Raw genomic sequence first — 16,426 nt, forward strand, 5'->3', positions numbered from 1 at the left:
AGCTCTTATCGTTCTTGCGAATCGTCGTCTTTCTTCAAATCTTCAATCTGGGTAATAAGAATGTCACCTGTGTACTTATCATCATGCTTTTTTTTCAGCGCCAGGATAGCGGCTTTTCCGTCACTGGGACTCCCGTCATTAAAGTACATAGGAAAAAGCGAAAAAAATAGTACATAGAAAGAAAAGTATATAAATTGATCCATAATTACAGATGAATCAATAATATGAGCGTATTTCAGACTGCTGACAGTATACATGCCTGCAAAATTGAAAATGGATCCTCCCAAATAAATCAGTGTGTTTGTGAACCTGTTATCAAATTTCAATTGATGGAATTTACAAGCCCCGTTCCAAAAATAATATTTCCGGATTTCAACTTTTCCAAAAGAAAATAATAGATTTCCGCTTCCGATGATCAGTCTCTTTTTACTGCCGCCAAAAATGGTAACAAAAAAGAGGTGCCCCATTAAATGAATCATTGTGACAATGGGAAAAATAAAGAAGAAGGAAACTAAAAATTTAATGATATCATACATTCCCAGCATGGAAAAAAACCCCCTTCATCTAAGATGTTTGTGTGATTTTGTGTGTGAGCAGGAGGTCCACTATTCAGGTACCCGTCATAGAGCCTGAAAAACATGATTTAATTTTCCAATTGGGATTGAGGGTATTCTATGCATCCTTTCTTTCTGCATCCTATACCTAAGTACGAATACTCCTTCTTGAGATTAAAGGAATTAACACAGCAATAAAAAGGATGGCAGCTAAAACATAGGAAAGATATGCCAGTTGCAGATAACCCTCTGCATTTTTAACGCCAATTCCGATGAACGCCCAGACAAAAACAAGCGGATAAAGCCAATCATCATTTTTAAACCGGAAAATGACACCCAGGGCAGAAGCAGCGAGAAGCAGGATAATGGTCCATATTAAATCAGAGAGACCGAAACCCTTCCAGTTATAGTTTTTGAGCACATAGGCAATATTGGTTATCGTCGCAACGGATATCCACCCTAAGTAAATAGAAAAGGGAGCTAGGTCCATGAATGTATGGTGACGTTTCTTTATTTTTTGATAAAGCCCAATCAATGAGAGAAGCAATCCTGCCATAAAGATAACAGTCAAAATGAAAAATTCGTTATGTCACAATAATATTCATGAGATATTCAGAATGCAGCTCACAGAAAATAACGAAAAAGAAGCACGGTATACCGGTGATTGCCGCTGCTTTTTTAAGAATTGCCTCAGCACCCAAATTCCCGCTAAAACTTAGATTAGGTCCCAAATGGAAAAAACAAAGCTCGCTGGAGTAAAAAGCACTTTAATGCGTTTTGATAATTCTCCCGTTGTATTCCCGTTAATCGGAATTGCATTAGCCAAATAATTGACGAATATGACGAGCAAATATAAAACAAGATTAATCCAGGCTTTAAGCAAAAAAAGTCCCCTTTAATTAATGTATCTCCTTACTCATCCTTCTTAACAAAATGCCATAGAGTACAAATGTTTTTAAAATCCGACAAACGTTGCCTTTGGAACGCCAATACTTTGGCTAAGCTGACTCGCAGTGATGCCCTCACCATTTTGGAACTGCTCCAATATACGAATAGCATGAACAACGCTGTGAACTCCTTCTTGGTTATTCATAATCTATTCTCCCTTGACAAAAAATAAGTAACAATATAAATTTATTCCAATATTGATACACATGTGTCCATTATTGATACAAAATAAAGTATGGAAGAAGCAATAAGTACAGAAAAACTTATTGAAAAAGCACAACTCAATCATTAAGTGAAAATATAGTAAATAGTTTGCTTCTTTTATATACAAGATTAATAGAAAGGTTGGGAAAACGTGAAACGTGGGATTTTGCTATTGATTGTAGCCACTCTTTTATGGGGAGGCAATTACATTTGTGGGAGGTTTTTGGCACTTGCATTACCATCAACCTTACTTAACACAGTTCGGTGGGCAATTTCAACAATCATTCTTATAGGAATTATGACAATTTCTAAAAAGAGGTTGCCTTTATTCTCGAAATGGAAGGAATTCCTGATCCTTGGCTTCTTTGGTGTATTTGCATTTTCAACGTTGAACTACTTAGGATTAAGGTCCATTAGTGCTTCTCAAGCTGGGATGATTTCAGCAGGTATTCCAGTTGCCATTTTAATATTTACTCCATTCATTCTTAAAGAACACATCAAACTAAAGGCTTGGATAGGTACTGCGGTTTCGATTATTGGTGTTATTACATTGTTACTGGGGAAAAACCAAGCTTCTTCCGAGGGTTCCCTCATTGGTGACATGGAAATTGTCCTATCTTGCTTGGCTTGGGGATTATATACCGTACTTGGTAAACAATATGGGAAACAGATGGATCCTCTCACAATGACGGCAGGGGCATCTTTTTATGGAACAATACTAAGTGCCATCAGTTGCATAGGGACAGTACAACCAAGCATGATTCATATGTCAACGAACGCATGGCTTGCAGTACTATATGTTAGCACCTTTGCATCAGTCGGGGCATATTTCTCCTGGAACACTGGTGTGAAAATTGTTGGAGCAGGAAAAGCAGCACCATTCATCAACTTACTTCCTGTTTGGACGGTTATATTTGGTGTTTTCTTATTACATGAACAAATTTCTTTAATGTCGTTATTGGGTGGAATTATCACGATTGCGGGTGCGGTTTTGGCAAGCTTATAGCGCTATTGATAAGTCCTTATAAAAGTTTTTTTATAAGGACTTATTTGCAATGCTCATCTGAATTTATTCCATTATGCAATAATAAATTCAGATTTTCTAAGACTATCATATGTTTCTGCCACTGGGAAAAGGAAGGCGTAAATCTCCTTCAGATTTGCTTTTGTAGCTTCGAATTCAATTGTTTCATGGAACCAGATGTTGCTCAGTGCTTGCCAAAACTCAAATAGAATTACAGTTAAGTTTCTGCGTGAGGTGTATAAAAACAGCCATTCCATTGAGAAACGGCTGTCTTCCTTTTACTATTTTAAATTTTTGTTAGCACAATGCACAATTTATTTGGTTTCTTTAAGAACTTCACTTAATTGCAATGGTGATATAGTGCCTTGATGAAAATATAATTGCCATCTGCCATCAATAAGTTTCCATATAGAACTGCGAAACGTGTTACGATTTCTAGTTTTATCTACAATAAAATAAGTAGATAAAACTACATCTGGTGCTAACGGATTAATTTCATAGTTATGCAGTGACATTTCAGTCAACACAACTCCAGTTTCAAGGCATTCTTTTTTATCAAACATATACCCAGAACTACCTATTTCAAAGAACTCGTCTGCAAGTATTTCATCTAGTTTTTCACGACTTTTACGTACTTCTAGTCCTGTGTGGCTTTCCTCTAATTCCCTTAAATGTTCCTTTAAATTCGCATCCACAATATCATCATCCTTTAATTTGAATAATTGTAATAATTATACTATATACGGTGGATTTTCCAGGTTATTTTTAAAAGCAACAATCTTTACGAATAGAGCCTTTTAAAAAGAATCTCTAAAGTATACAATCCCTCAACTTTAAACCTGCTTACAATTTAGCACAATAAATGCATATATTTTCTAAGTTAATGAATTCTTAATCATGTATTAAGGGAACCAAAAGGTTATGAAAAAAAGCTATCCAAATTGAATGGCTAATAGCTTTTTACACAGGAACATCCATTAAATTTTTTTTACCCTAATTGGACTTACCATTAGGAGAGCGAGTATTAGGGTAATATACGCATTGCTATATAAAAAAAATCCCATACCCGCTAAAGATAATCCAGCCGCTGGAATGGGTAATCCGCTAAAATACCCTATGGTGGGTTTAACATTGAACTTAGCTAGTCTTAATGCCCCCATCGTTGGGAATACAATAAAAGCTAAGGAAGTTAAAATGGACGTTGCTGCTATTGAATGAAATAGAAGAGCAGGGGCAACACCGAAGCTCACTATATCAGCTAAGGAATCCAATTGAATACCAAATTCACTGTTCACTTTTAATTTTCTGGCAACCCTTCCATCTAAAAGATCGAATACAGCTGAAAAGAATATTAAAACGCCGGATACCTCTAAAAATCCACTCATATTACATGTAATTGCAAGAACACCGCACAATAAATTCCCAATCGTAAATAAATTAGGTACGGCCTTTACTATCTTTTTAATCAAACTACTCCCACCTTATAATCGGAATTCCTACTTTTATATATCATGCCCACACAATTTTATGAAATAGCACGATATGTAAATTAATTAATCAATCATATTAATGAATTTTGACAGAAATATAAGGTTATTTGGGTTTGGTTATATAAACAGATCGGGGAGGAAAAACATGAAAAAATTAGTAGAGGCAACTATGCAAAGAGCCATTCTTATGATTGTATGTGTTGTCTCATTTTGGCTTGGGGAGGTTATTTCAGCATACCAAATGCAACGAAATTATTTGCCTGATATTAATAATACAATCCTCTCTGTCAGTATGAGAGTGCCTGGTTTACAGGCTGAACAAGTAAAGCAGCAAGTTACCGATAATCTGGCTGTGCTGTCAAAGTAGTAGACGGACTTTCTAATGTGGAAAGCACATCTTATGATGGCGGCTTGTTCATGAGTTTGTATTTCCTTATGGATACAGACATGAAAATGGCAGAAGATCAAGTAAACAAAGTGTTGGCTAATGCAAATATTCCATCAACTATTACAAGCACGCCGTCAGTAACACGTTTAACAACTAGTTCGTTCCCAATTTTAACTTACAGCGTAATAAGTTCAAAATTGGATGAACAAACTTTACGTTCCACTGCAGCACAGGAAATTGTGAAGCAATTAAAATCTGTTCCTGGTGTATCAGATGTATCCGTCATCGGAGGAGCAAAAGATGGATATGTGTTAACTGTCCGCATGAAAGACCTTGTGAAAAACGGATTAACATTGGATGATGTGAATAAATCATTTGCGTTGGCTGTTCCATCCATGCCACAAGGGAATATTGTAAACAATCAATTATCAATACCAGTATCTTTCGATGGTTTACCATTAACAGTGCAACAAATGGAAAACGCAACGATTAAGAATAAGGAAGGAAATGCGATTCCTGTATCAGCGTTTGGTACCATCACTCATTCTTTAAACGATGTTAAAACGGTTTCTAGAACTAATGGAGCACAAGTGTTACTTTAAATGTTATCAAGGCACCATCGGCCAATATTACTGATGTGGCAGGCCAAGTAAAAAACCGTATTGGACATCTTCAATTGGATACTGTAAATCAGTGCATCTTATAGCGGGTTTGCGTGGTCGGTTGTAATCGCACTTATCAATTCATTCTTTGTTGCGATGCTTGTCATCCCTTCTCTTGCTTTTATGGGATGGAAAGGTGGCCACGGGGAAAATAAAACAGTTAAACTCGATTCAAAAATGAAACCAATCTTGCAATCTGCTTTTAAACATATAAAAGCAATGATTATTGGTTCTATCTTAGTGTTCTTAGCTGCTGGTACCTATTCTGCTTCTCTTTCAGTGAGTTTATTACCTAGCGGATGTCAGATTAACGACAACTGTTAATGAAAGGTATATCCAACCCATGCACCGGCGCATAAATTGCGCAGCATAACACCTGCGCTTTTTTAGTTGCAAAAATGGACAAAAACCTTGTTAAAAGCCCTGTCCGTTGTGATTGTTTGTACATAGGATAAATTGTGATACCAAGAATTTTCGCAAAGGGGTGGATAATATGGCAGATGGATATGGTGGAGGAATGGGTAGCGGATTTGCTCTAATCGTAGTATTGTTTATCTTGTTAATCATCATCGGTTGCTCTTGCTTCATGGGCGGCTATTAATAGCAAAAAAAAGCCTGTTAATTGGGGAAAACCCTTTTAATAGGCTTTTTAAATTCACAAAAAAACAAAAAAACAAGCCGGAATATATCCGACTTAATCGATGCCACTGTTTTATCCGAAACTATTTTTCCTAAAATATGCGTCTTCTACGGAATGAAAAAATAGCAGCTGTAAAAATGAAGGGAAAAAAGCGTCTCCTGAACCCGGTACGAATAAATACTCCCCGTGGTGGGTCAACGGCTTCCATTATCCCACGATGCTCTCTACCATCACGATCCCTCACAATAACCTCGCGGCCCATGTGTCGCATTAACTCTGGCATAGTAATCCCCCTTTTATATGGCCGTAATGGACAAACTACAGCGTGTTATATCCTATTGTCGGTTGTTATTAAGTGAAACGGACGTTAGCCCAGCTTGTACGAAAAATTACGCAAAAGAAAAAAGCCATCTGGGAGGGATAGCTCTCAGACTGCTTATGACGAAGCTTCACAGTTGCGCTAGACTATGTAAATTTATGTAAAATTCAGAAATCTGAAGCTAAACGGAAAAAAATCAAAGAAAAGCATTTTTAAGAATTGACCGTATTTCTTATTATTTCCCAAACTGAAAAACCTGGAATACGGCTTATTTTGGCCTAAAATCAAGCTTCAATATATGGCCAACTTTCATAAGAATCAAAGTCAGCTCTTCTTCTACTTTATTATGCCAAAGATGAAGATCCTTTGATGGGTGAATTTTATTGGTATGATCTAGATGACAATTTACAAATTTATTGGACCGGTTCTCAAATACATGTTGGTCAAAGTATTAGTCAGTCTTTTCCAGCGGAAACAAAATGGAGGAGCAATTTTGAAGGAGTCACTGCATACTTTCCAAATGGAACTAGCGGAGATTTATGGTTTGATATCCTTGAACAATTAGGATTTGATGAACCTGTTGAGTAATATATTCCAGAGGAATTTAAAACAGATAAATGGTATAAAAAAAAGTAAATGAGCAGAAAATTCACTAGCTTGTTGAGAGATGCTTTGGGGGCTTTTTTCTTATTTAATACAAAATTTGTGAAGGATTGTACTTAAACTAACGTCTTACATATTTCCGTCTTTTTTACATTCGAAAAACATACTGCCCTAAACAGTACTTTTTAATTGCCAAAAACACTCATAATATACTCAGCCATCATAGTGTTTCCTAATAACACGAAACTGTGTAGCTTCGCCTTGCAGAACTTTTGTGTTGAGATTTACTTGTTCAAATATCTAATTTTAAAAAATGCTTCAATATACATAAAATTCACCTTTACTAAGATACTAAAAAAAACATGTAATAGTACGAGGTGAATATGAAAACAAAGAATTTTGAACTCCAAAATGAGAACTTATCTATTCTAATATGGAACATGGCAATAGGATCTGCTTTTTCATGGGAATTAGCAAAATTATTGGGTTCCGATCATCCTTACTTAGCTCCACTATCGGTTATCTTATGTCTACAATCCACATATCATAAAACTTTACGTTTATCCATAAAACGCGTAACGGGAACTATAATTGGTATTTCTTTTAATGTGATAATCTCAACCCATATGAGTATAAATGGATGGAACTTAGGGCTATTGATTCTTTTGGGAGGTTTTATTACAAAGTGGTTAAAATTTGATAAGACTGTCCTTCATCAAGTCTCCCTTACGATATTATTTGTCTTTGTGTTTGAACATCAAAAGAATCATTATGTTATGGACAGAATGAGAGATACTCTTATCGGTGTAATTGTAGCTGTTTTTATACAGTTAGTTTGGTTCCGTCTAATTTTACCGAGCAAGCAAAAAGTTTCGTAATTTCTCCGGCAACTGGAAGTCCAATTTAACTGTTGTACATTGATGGCTACGATGAATAGCATCTTCAATATGAATATCTATTTTCGGAGTCAACAGTTAAAGAAGAAGGGTTGCTACAGCTGTTACAGCAACCCATTGTTTTTTATAATATATCCTTCAATTCAGTATCAGAATAAATTGAGATGAAGACAACTGCATTGCGATCACCAATGTTTTTCACGAAGTGAGGGACACTCGCATTCCAGCTAAAGGAGTCACCTTCTTCTACAATAAAGGAGTCCTCTCCTTGTTCAGCCAGAATTTTCCCTTCTAATACTAAATGACACTCTTCTCCCTCGTGTGAATTTGGCTCCCCAATGGAGGCTCCGGGGGGGAATTCAACTATCATGGTCCTTAGGCCCCCCTTTGAAGCCAAATGCTCTATCTTTAAGTTATTAAACGAAGAATTTGTTCTTTCATCTTGTCTAACAACACGCATGTGTTGTTTCTTCTCTAAAAGTAAATAAGGCAAAGGAACCCCTAGAAAATTTGCAATGGTACTTAGTGTATTAATAGAAGGTGAAGTATTATTGTTTTCAACATTGCTTATGAAACCTTTAGAAAGACCTGTTCCTTCACACATTTGAGCAATGGTAATTTTCTTTCTGTTTCGTATGGCTCGAATTTTTGTTCCAATATCCAGCTTAATCACCTCTAGTGTTTTTTAAAAAGAAACTTATTTATATATTAGCAAAAAAAACATTGACATTCTACCTGATTCGCTGTTATTTTATAGATAACAAATATTCATAGAAGAAAACAAAGGCGCAGTAATTATTTTTTTGACCTTTTGTTTCTTAATATGAATATTAATTCTGCATTAATAAAAATTTATGTTTGGTTTCTTTAGAGTAATAATCCAAGAAGGGATGATGTAATTTTGAATTCACCCATGATTTATGAACTTCACAAACCATCACAGGTTGAGCCCAATAAAACCTATCCTGCTATTTTTGTCATGCATGGAATGGGTAGCAATGAACAAAATATGTTGCCGATAGTCGATGGGTTAGAAGAAAGGTTTTACATTTTTAGTGTTCGCGGTCCATTATCTCAACCACCGGGCTTCGCCTATTTTTCCATTCAAGGATTTGGAAAACCGCACAGGGAAGTATTTGACCATGCAATCATTCAGTTGACTAGTTTTATTGATTATGCAACTGAACAATATCCGCTAAATCACGATCATTTATATCTACTTGGATTTAGCCAGGGAGCCATTTTATCCATGACGCTTGGCTTAACATTAGGAAATAGAATCAAAGGAATTGTTGCTCTGAGTGGATATATTCCCGGATTCGTCAAGGAAGAATACAGTATTAAACCTGTTGATCAGCTTTCTTTGTTTATTTCTCACGGCGAACTTGACACGGTTCTGCCTTATCAATGGGGATTAGAAAGCAATGATTTCCTTCAGGGATTAGGTGCACAAGTAACCTTTCAATCCTATTCTGAAGGGCATACCGTTTCATTAAAGAACCAAAAAGATTTTACGAAATGGATCCTTGATAATTTAAGTCAATAATAAAAAGATAAGGGAGGAATAGGACATGCTGCCGTCTTTATTTGTTGCTCACGGAGCACCACTTTTAGCCATTGAAAATAATGAATATACTCAGTTTTTACATTCGTTAGGCCAAACACTTCCAAGTCCCAAAGCGATTGTGCTGTTTTCGGCACACTGGGAATCATCTACTCAAAAGGTGAGTGATGTAGATGAATTTGAGACGATCTATGACTTCGGTGGATTTCCAGATGCTTTATACCGCATTAAATATCCTGCTAAGGGCAAAAAGGAAGTCACTAAGGATATTACAGACTTGTTCATAAAACTGGGTATTCCTTATGGAATTGATTCCACACGTGGATTAGATCATGGAGCCTGGGTAGTTCTCAAGATGCTTTTTCCCAATGCAGATGTTCCGGTCATTTCAATGTCTGTAAACGCTCATCTTAAGCCAGAGGAGCAATATCGAATTGGAAAGTCACTAACAAAACTCAGAGAGAAGGATATCCTTATTATTGCTAGTGGAGGAACTGTTCATAACCTAAGAGCCTTAAAAATGGGTAACGATGATGGATCAATAGATAAATGGGCTCTTAATTTCGATGATTGGCTAGGTGAGCATATAAACAATTGGGATTTAGAATCATTATTTAATTATGACTCGTTGGCTCCTGCTGCTGATATGGCAGTACCTTTATACGGAAAGGAACACTTTATTCCAATCTTTTATGCTATGGGGGCAGCAATCAAGAAAGAAATGCAAGACTATTGCATCGCAGTTATCGATACGGGAATCTTAGTCATAGTGTTTGGCAGTTTGGATTGTAGTAAATTTACTAGGAGGAAAGAAAAATGAATAACTATTTTAAAATAAGCAGTTTACTTTTAAGAGTCGTATTAGGAATAACTTTCTTTGTTCATGGATTAACCAAATTCCAGGGCGGAATTGAAAATACAGTTGGCTGGTTTGAAAGTATTGGACTGCCAGGATTTCTAGCCTATGGAGTTGCTGTAATAGAAGTTGTGGGCGGTCTTGCCTTAGTATTTGGGTTATTTACCAGATTTGTATCTGCTTTGTTTGTCCTACTAATGGTAGGAGCCATCGTAAAGGTGAAATTAGATGTAGGTTTTTTAGGAAATGGAAAGATGGCCGGATATGAATTGGATTTGGCATTCTTAGCAATAGCAGCATCTCTTGCTATTACCGGATCTAATGCTTATGCACTGGATTCCTTTATTTTTAAAGGACAAGAGAAGGAAAAAACTACATCTATCATCTAATTCCCTTGAATAAGCACTTTTAATAAGGCATTACTTCATTTCCAGAGGTAGTGCTTTCTTTTTGTCATTTATTACGTGGAGGGATAGCCTATGCCGATTATTCAAATTACATTGATTGAAGGTAGAGATCAAGAAACAATTGAAACATGTATACGTAATGTTGCACGTACTGTTCACGAATCGCTTGGGGCTCCTATGACAAGTATTCGTGTTATTGTGAATGAAGTTCCCAAGAATCGTTTTGCGGTGGGAGATATGCTAAAAAGTGAGATGCTGGAATAGGGAGGGTATCAATGCTTAACTACAGGGGTATTGCTCAAAGTTTAATCAAAGCTGAGAAACAAAAACAAGCAATTTCTTGTATTACCGATCAGCATGCAGATTTTAATGTAGCAATGGGATATAAGGTACAACAGGAACTGGTAAAGTTAAAAATTGACTCAGGCCATAAGGTGACGGCCTACAAGATGGGCCTTACCAGTCGGGCAAAAATGGAACAAATGAAAATCGGTGTCCCTATTTACGGGTACATTCTTGACTATATGAATGTCCCAAATAAAGGTCAAATCATAATGGAAGATTTCATCCATCCCAAGGTGGAGGCTGAGATTGCGTTTATACTTGGGGAAGATATTGAAGGACCAGGTATTACGGGTGAACAAGTTTTAGAAAAAACGCAATGGATTCTGCCTGCCCTTGAGATTATTGATAGCCGATATGAGAATTTTCGGTTTCAACTACCCGATGTGATCGCCGATAACACTTCTGCATCAAGGGTTATTTTGGGGAGTCGATTATACAGACCTCATGATTTTGCAGTGGATTCGATTGAGGTAACCATGGCCATAAACGGGGAGGTAAGAGCATGTGGGAAAAGTTCAGCGGTCCTAGGAAATCCCGCAAACTCTGTTGCGATGTTGTCTACCATGCTACATGAGGAAAAAAAGGGGAAGATTAAAAAGGGTTCCGTCATTCTGACAGGAGGAATGACGGAGGCTGTCTTCTTAAAGAAAGGTGACCATGTAATAACGGAATATGATCAAATGGGTCAAGTATCTTTTCATATTCATTGAGCTAAGAATAGGTAAAAAAATGAACACCGCTGTGTAATTTCTTCTGCGATTTTGGGGAGATAGTTGTTTAAATTTGGAATGCTTGTCAACCCTAAATTTTTGTTAAGGTGTATTTCCAATTTGAAGGGAAACCAAATATGAAAAGGGGGCGATGCCTTACAACTTTGCATTGCTCCCTTTTCATATATTTGCTTATACTAATTGTTAGTTTAACTATTAATCATGTATATACGTGGATTGCTTCATATACGTTTCATTTTCAATTGTACTTAGCATAAATGCCGCTAAATCCGCACGAGCAATTTTCCTAAATATCGAAGGAGAAAAATCTCCGTGTTTATATTGTCGTTTAGCAGATAATCGCTCTCATTCCTAATCCAACTTGCTTTCTGCTTATACGGCTTGTAACTCATCTGTACTAAGGCAATGTTCAGCTAAGGGTATAGAATATGGATTGGATGGAAAATCCGTCCTCCTTTTTTACGTGGTTTTGTTCCTTTAATATTCCGTTTCCCTTTTTGAGAGTGTGGGAGCGGAGTCCAAAAAAACAGCAGGAACCTGTGTACAGTTCCTGCCGCTCTGATTTTTTAAAGCTTTGCATATTTTGGATGTGCTGTTTTTACCAGCTGCTTTCCAAGGTTGGTTCCTTTGAAGAGTCCCAGAAAAGCTTCTGGTGTATTTTCGAATCCTTCAATGATTGTTTCTTCATATTGAAGTTTTCCTTCTTGCAGCCATTTTCCTAATTGGGCTGCTCCTTCCTTGAAGCGGGAGGCGTAATCTCCAACTGTAAATCCCTTCATTAAGGCACTAGTTTTAATCATCGCTGTCTGAATGCGGGGACCAAGATCTTCACCCTCGACATTGTAGGAGGAAATAGAACCGCACAGCGGAATTCTTGCATTTTTATTCAATAAAGTAAACACAGCATCCGTTATCTCGCCGCCTACATTATCAAAATAAACATCAATTCCGTCCGGACATGTCTCAGACAATGCTTCCCGGATATTTTGGGCTGTTTTATAATTAATTGCTTCATCAAAACCAAACTCGTTCTTCAGCAAGCTGATTTTCTCTTCTGAACCGGCTAACCCTACAACACGTGCTCCTTTAATTTTGGCAATCTGGCCAACCACGGATCCCACTGCTCCGGCTGCGCCTGACACAACAACCGTTTCACCTTTCCTGGGCTGCCCAATATCCAGCAGTCCAAAGTAAGCCGTTAATCCTGGCATCCCTAAAATGCCCAAGTGGGTTGTAACCGGTGCAACAGATGGGTCAATGGTCCGGATTTCTTTTTCGGTCACCACCGAATATTCTGCCCAATTTAAATTTCCGATCACTACGTCTCCCTGCTTAAAATGAGAAGAATTCGATTCTGCCACTTCGGCAATCACTCCGCCAGAAATTGCTTCATGAAGCTTAAAAGGAGGGATATAAGATTTAGTATCCTGCATTCTTCCTCTCATATAAGGATCAACTGAAAGATAAAGGGTTCTGACCAATATCTCGTTTTCCCCGGGAACTGGGATTTCACGTGTTACAAATTTAAAGTCTTCAATACCAGGCAACCCTTTTGGACGGTTTGCAAGCTGAATTTCTTTTTGGTTCATTGTACCCATGTTATAGCCTCCCAGCTTATATTACTCTTAAATTAGAAAGAATAAAAACGATGACAAGCAAAGTGTTAGTTCTACCAAAAAGCCTAACATTTTTAGAATTGCAGAGTCAAAACATATGCAGGAAAAAAACTTGGCAGTGTGCAGCAATTATTTAAAGGTTTGAGGAAGTTAATGATCAATAACTAGATGGGTGCCGTCTATTCATTTGGCTCTTTTCTAAAAGATTATTGTTTTTAATGAGGCGATTCTATTGTTAATCGGGTTGATGGGAGCGTAAGGTGCGAGACTCCTGCAGGATTAGGAGTTAGGGAGCATCCTGGAGCGGAAATCAGCCGCCATGTTCCTTAGTGCAAAGTTAACGAAAACAGCCATTCATTTAAAAGGAAAGCAGGTGAAAAAAATGAACGCAGAGAGCAAGAATTTAATAAGGTGGATTATTCCAGGATGGATATTCATAGGAGGAGTTTTGGTTTATATATTAGCTGGCCAGTCATATAGCCTATCAGAACTAAAGGGTGAAGATGGTGCCTGGCTTGCTGGGGTGGCCATAATCTTAGCGGGGGCTGGGCTTCCTGCAGGCTATATAATTTATCAAATCAGCATGTTTTTCGGCTTGATTTTGAAAAATAGGAATCTCCATTACAGCGAGGAGTATGACCTTGAGGTATTTTTCTCCATTCATGTGAATGGAGAAAAAATGAGAATGAGGTACAACAAGCTGCTTGAAACAGCGGGTGATTTAAGGGCTGCGGCCTGCAGTCTTCTTCTGGCTTTAATTGCAAATCTGCTCATCGGTATTCTGTACTTCAAAAGTTTTGACTTTGCTTTTTGGACAAGCATAGCAGTCAATGCAGCAGTTCTGTTAATTGTTTATCTGAATCAGAGGCACTATATGGGAAATCTGGAATACTTCAAAAAAAGAATTCATCATGAATATAGCTGGCTGAAGTAAGGCAGTTAAGCGACTGCTTTATTTCAAAAAGTCTTCATGGAAGAACAGGGACATAAATTCCTTGTTCTTTTTTTAGTAAGGTGATAGTATCTTAGGTAATCAAATTTGCAAATCAGAAGGGAAACAGAGCATGGCTGTTTTTGCTGGATCTGTTAAACGGATGATGAAGTGCAGGTTTGTTTGCAGTACAAGAAAGTTCATAAATACGCAGTCCTTCGGGGTCGGGTGAGAATCCCAACCGGCGGTGATGAAGCAATTCTAAGCCCGCGAGCCTGAATAAGGCAGGATTTGGTGAAATTCCAAAGCCGACAGTATAGTCTGGATGGGAGAAGGACGTATGGAAAAAAAAGACATAAATCGTAAGGTCTGGAGCAAAAAAAACTTTTGTAATAGGCTTATTTGGTTATGACTGAAAAATCCATATTCTCCCTTAAAACCTCTTAGGAATCCCTGAGAGGTTTTTATTTTTTTCAGAAGGACCTAAATGGTCCGAAACATGAAAAGAGGGTGAATGAATGAACGATCAAGAGTATATGGAGATTGCTTTAGGTCTTGCTGCTGCGGCTGCAGGCCAAACTTCGCCTAATCCGGCGGTTGGTGCTGTCATTGTCAAGGATGGGGAGATTGCCGGAATGGGAGCGCATTTGAAAGCCGGGGAAGATCATGCAGAAATACATGCTCTTAAAATGGCTGGCGAAAAAGCAAGGGATGCCTCCATGTATGTAACACTGGAGCCGTGCAGCCATTTCGGGAAAACTCCTCCATGTGCAACTGCTCTTATAAAGGCGGGAATAAAAAAAGTGTATATATCTTCAGCAGATCCCAATCCTCTTGTTGCAGGAAAAGGGATCAAGATGCTTGAAGAAGCAGGCATAGAGGTTCATAGCGGACTTTTATCAGAAAAGGGTGATGAGCTGAATGAAGTGTTTTTTCATTTTATCAGGACCGGAACCCCATTTGTCACGATGAAGCAGGCTGTGACTCTTGATGGAAAAACAGCTGCGGAATCGGGTGACAGCAAGTGGATCACTTGCGAAGAATCAAGGCTAGACGTTCACAGGGAAAGAAGCCGGCATGACGCTATTCTTGTAGGAATTAATACGGTCTTAAAGGATAATCCGCGGCTGACGAACAGAATAGAACGGGGAGCAAGGCAGCCCGTCCGCATCATTCTGGATACTCATTTAAGGACGCCTATAGATTGCGCGGCAATAAAAGATGGAACGGCAAAAACCCTTATTATTACAGGTTCAAAGGCTGAACAAAAAAATATAGATCGCATACAGTCAGACACAGTTAAAGTGCTGAAAATGCCATCTGATTCTATAAAAATTATGGATTTATTGAAGGTTCTGGCAAAACAAGGAATCACTTCCCTTTATGTAGAAGGCGGTGCCGAAGTGAATGCCAGCTTTTTGAAGGAACATGCTGCAGGCCGCCTGATAACGTATATCGCTCCGAAACTCGCCGGCGGAAAAGCTCACGGTATGTTCGGAGACCTGAATGTGAAGATGATGCCTGATGCATATTCCATGGAATTTGAGAAGGTGGAGAGAATCGGGAAAGACCTCAAAATTACATCACGTTTAAAGCAGGTGGAGAAATGTTCACAGGAATCGTAGAAGATATCGGCACTGTCGGCGGCATAAAGAAAGGCCGCAACAGTATGGAATTGACGGTACTTTCAAATAAAATTACACATGACATGCATCTTGGGGACAGCATTTCGGTCAACGGGGTATGTTTAACAGTTACAGAATATAAGAGTAATTCTTTTACGGTGGACGTGATGCCAGAAACGGTAAGTGCTACGTCACTGAATAATCTTAAAGCCGGGTCACCCGTTAATCTTGAAAGGGCCATGGCTGCGAACGGCAGGTTTGGAGGGCATTTTGTTTCCGGACATGTGGATGGAACAGGAATGATAGTGAAAAAACAGCATAAGGAGAATGCTGTTTACTATGTAATCGAAGTTCCTGAATATGTGTATAAATACTGCATTCCAAAAGGCTCGGTTGCTATCGATGGTGTCAGCCTGACTGTCTTTGATTTGTCTAAAAATCAGCTGACCATATCCCTGATTCCGCATACTCACAAAGAAACCGTATTAGGCAGAAAAGCGCCGGGAGAAATTGTCAACATTGAAGCAGATATGATTGGAAAATATATGTACCATCAAAATAATCGGGAAAGACAGACTAAAATGTCTGTTACTTATGAACTGCTGGAGAAAAGCGGATTCTGA

General features: G+C 38.0%; 20 protein-coding genes, 2 pseudogenes and 1 riboswitch. Of the genes and pseudogenes, 14 read left to right on the plus strand and 8 right to left on the minus strand.

What is annotated here, in order from left to right; translation table 11 throughout:
• Positions 1-5: 5 nt before the first annotated feature.
• The 3 genes from ACN6MY_RS05510 to ACN6MY_RS05520 all read right to left on the minus strand — a co-directional run bounded on the left by ACN6MY_RS05510 (position 6) and on the right by ACN6MY_RS05520 (position 1,647).
• On the minus strand, positions 6-545 hold the full coding sequence (locus ACN6MY_RS05510; protein ID WP_419883093.1) for a hypothetical protein: 540 nt from the start codon (positions 543-545) through the stop codon (positions 6-8).
• 157 nt (positions 546-702) lie between these two features.
• On the minus strand, positions 703-1,125 hold the full coding sequence (locus ACN6MY_RS05515; RefSeq protein ID WP_419883094.1) for a hypothetical protein: 423 nt from the start codon (positions 1,123-1,125) through the stop codon (positions 703-705).
• A 384-nt stretch (positions 1,126-1,509) separates the two neighbouring features.
• Positions 1,510-1,647 carry a hypothetical protein gene (locus tag ACN6MY_RS05520; RefSeq protein ID WP_419883095.1) on the minus strand — a complete coding sequence of 46 codons (138 nt, stop codon included), beginning with the start codon at positions 1,645-1,647 and terminating at the stop codon, positions 1,510-1,512.
• Positions 1,648-1,857: 210 nt separating this feature from the next.
• On the opposite strand from ACN6MY_RS05520, the gene ACN6MY_RS05525 reads away from it, so the two are divergent.
• Complete coding sequence (locus ACN6MY_RS05525; protein WP_419883096.1) at positions 1,858-2,712, plus strand: DMT family transporter; 855 nt, start codon at positions 1,858-1,860, stop codon at positions 2,710-2,712.
• Positions 2,713-2,783: 71 nt separating this feature from the next.
• Here the strand turns inward: ACN6MY_RS05525 and ACN6MY_RS05530 are convergent.
• The 3 genes and pseudogenes from ACN6MY_RS05530 to pssA form a co-directional block, all read right to left on the minus strand.
• Positions 2,784-2,906, minus strand: a pseudogene (locus tag ACN6MY_RS05530) (IS1595 family transposase); the annotation flags it as partial.
• Positions 2,907-3,044: 138 nt separating this feature from the next.
• Positions 3,045-3,425 (minus strand): DUF4440 domain-containing protein, encoded by a 381-nt coding sequence (locus ACN6MY_RS05535; RefSeq protein ID WP_419883097.1) that lies wholly within the window; start codon positions 3,423-3,425, stop codon positions 3,045-3,047.
• 282 nt (positions 3,426-3,707) lie between these two features.
• Positions 3,708-4,199, minus strand: a complete 492-nt coding sequence (pssA, locus tag ACN6MY_RS05540) for a CDP-diacylglycerol--serine O-phosphatidyltransferase (RefSeq protein WP_419883098.1) — start codon at positions 4,197-4,199, stop codon at positions 3,708-3,710.
• Positions 4,200-4,365: 166 nt separating this feature from the next.
• Here pssA and ACN6MY_RS05545 point away from each other — a divergent pair, with 166 nt between their 5' ends.
• The 5 genes from ACN6MY_RS05545 to ACN6MY_RS05565 all read left to right on the plus strand — a co-directional run bounded on the left by ACN6MY_RS05545 (position 4,366) and on the right by ACN6MY_RS05565 (position 7,710).
• Positions 4,366-4,587, plus strand: a complete 222-nt coding sequence (locus tag ACN6MY_RS05545; RefSeq protein WP_419883099.1) for a hypothetical protein — start codon at positions 4,366-4,368, stop codon at positions 4,585-4,587.
• A gap of 50 nt (positions 4,588-4,637) precedes the next feature.
• Complete coding sequence (locus ACN6MY_RS05550) at positions 4,638-5,210, plus strand: efflux RND transporter permease subunit (protein ID WP_419883100.1); 573 nt, start codon at positions 4,638-4,640, stop codon at positions 5,208-5,210.
• A 553-nt stretch (positions 5,211-5,763) separates the two neighbouring features.
• The gene (locus ACN6MY_RS05555; RefSeq protein WP_090990759.1) at positions 5,764-5,871 is read left to right on the plus strand and encodes a YjcZ family sporulation protein; all 108 of its coding nucleotides are present in this window, start codon (positions 5,764-5,766) and stop codon (positions 5,869-5,871) included.
• Positions 5,872-6,595: 724 nt separating this feature from the next.
• Positions 6,596-6,817: a hypothetical protein gene (locus ACN6MY_RS05560; RefSeq protein ID WP_419883101.1), complete on the plus strand. Its 222-nt coding sequence runs from the start codon at positions 6,596-6,598 to the stop codon at positions 6,815-6,817.
• A gap of 398 nt (positions 6,818-7,215) precedes the next feature.
• On the plus strand, positions 7,216-7,710 hold the full coding sequence (locus ACN6MY_RS05565) for an FUSC family protein (RefSeq protein ID WP_419883102.1): 495 nt from the start codon (positions 7,216-7,218) through the stop codon (positions 7,708-7,710).
• Between the two features lie 142 nt (positions 7,711-7,852).
• On the opposite strand, the gene ACN6MY_RS05570 is transcribed toward ACN6MY_RS05565, so the two are convergent.
• Positions 7,853-8,392 carry a helix-turn-helix domain-containing protein gene (locus ACN6MY_RS05570; protein WP_419884081.1) on the minus strand — a complete coding sequence of 180 codons (540 nt, stop codon included), beginning with the start codon at positions 8,390-8,392 and terminating at the stop codon, positions 7,853-7,855.
• A gap of 237 nt (positions 8,393-8,629) precedes the next feature.
• On the opposite strand from ACN6MY_RS05570, the gene ACN6MY_RS05575 reads away from it, so the two are divergent.
• From ACN6MY_RS05575 to ACN6MY_RS05595, 5 genes and pseudogenes are all read left to right on the plus strand, one after another.
• The gene (locus tag ACN6MY_RS05575) at positions 8,630-9,274 is read left to right on the plus strand and encodes an alpha/beta hydrolase (RefSeq protein ID WP_419883103.1); all 645 of its coding nucleotides are present in this window, start codon (positions 8,630-8,632) and stop codon (positions 9,272-9,274) included.
• Between the two features lie 25 nt (positions 9,275-9,299).
• Positions 9,300-10,084: pseudogene (locus ACN6MY_RS05580) on the plus strand (dioxygenase).
• 24 nt (positions 10,085-10,108) lie between these two features.
• Positions 10,109-10,537, plus strand: a complete 429-nt coding sequence (locus tag ACN6MY_RS05585; RefSeq protein ID WP_419883104.1) for a DoxX family protein — start codon at positions 10,109-10,111, stop codon at positions 10,535-10,537.
• Between the two features lie 90 nt (positions 10,538-10,627).
• Positions 10,628-10,819, plus strand: a complete 192-nt coding sequence (locus ACN6MY_RS05590; protein ID WP_419883105.1) for a 2-hydroxymuconate tautomerase — start codon at positions 10,628-10,630, stop codon at positions 10,817-10,819.
• An 11-nt stretch (positions 10,820-10,830) separates the two neighbouring features.
• On the plus strand, positions 10,831-11,610 hold the full coding sequence (locus tag ACN6MY_RS05595) for a 2-keto-4-pentenoate hydratase (RefSeq protein WP_419883106.1): 780 nt from the start codon (positions 10,831-10,833) through the stop codon (positions 11,608-11,610).
• A gap of 587 nt (positions 11,611-12,197) precedes the next feature.
• Here the strand turns inward: ACN6MY_RS05595 and ACN6MY_RS05600 are convergent.
• A complete protein-coding gene (locus ACN6MY_RS05600) occupies positions 12,198-13,229 on the minus strand; it encodes an NADP-dependent oxidoreductase (RefSeq protein WP_419883107.1) in 1,032 nt (343 codons plus the stop codon).
• Positions 13,230-13,566: 337 nt separating this feature from the next.
• Here ACN6MY_RS05600 and ACN6MY_RS05605 point away from each other — a divergent pair, with 337 nt between their 5' ends.
• The 3 genes from ACN6MY_RS05605 (at position 13,567) to ribE (ending at position 16,426) form a co-directional block, all read left to right on the plus strand.
• Complete coding sequence (locus tag ACN6MY_RS05605) at positions 13,567-14,181, plus strand: hypothetical protein (RefSeq protein ID WP_419883108.1); 615 nt, start codon at positions 13,567-13,569, stop codon at positions 14,179-14,181.
• Between the two features lie 207 nt (positions 14,182-14,388).
• Positions 14,389-14,519: riboswitch (FMN riboswitch) on the plus strand.
• Positions 14,520-14,696: 177 nt separating this feature from the next.
• On the plus strand, positions 14,697-15,803 hold the full coding sequence (ribD, locus tag ACN6MY_RS05610; protein WP_419883109.1) for a bifunctional diaminohydroxyphosphoribosylaminopyrimidine deaminase/5-amino-6-(5-phosphoribosylamino)uracil reductase RibD: 1,107 nt from the start codon (positions 14,697-14,699) through the stop codon (positions 15,801-15,803).
• A complete protein-coding gene (gene ribE, locus ACN6MY_RS05615) occupies positions 15,785-16,426 on the plus strand; it encodes a riboflavin synthase (protein WP_419883110.1) in 642 nt (213 codons plus the stop codon). Before ribD ends, ribE begins: the two co-directional genes overlap by 19 nt.

The sequence above is a fragment of the Peribacillus sp. B-H-3 genome (genome assembly GCF_048572925.1).
Classification (GTDB): Bacteria; Bacillota; Bacilli; order Bacillales; family DSM-1321; genus Peribacillus.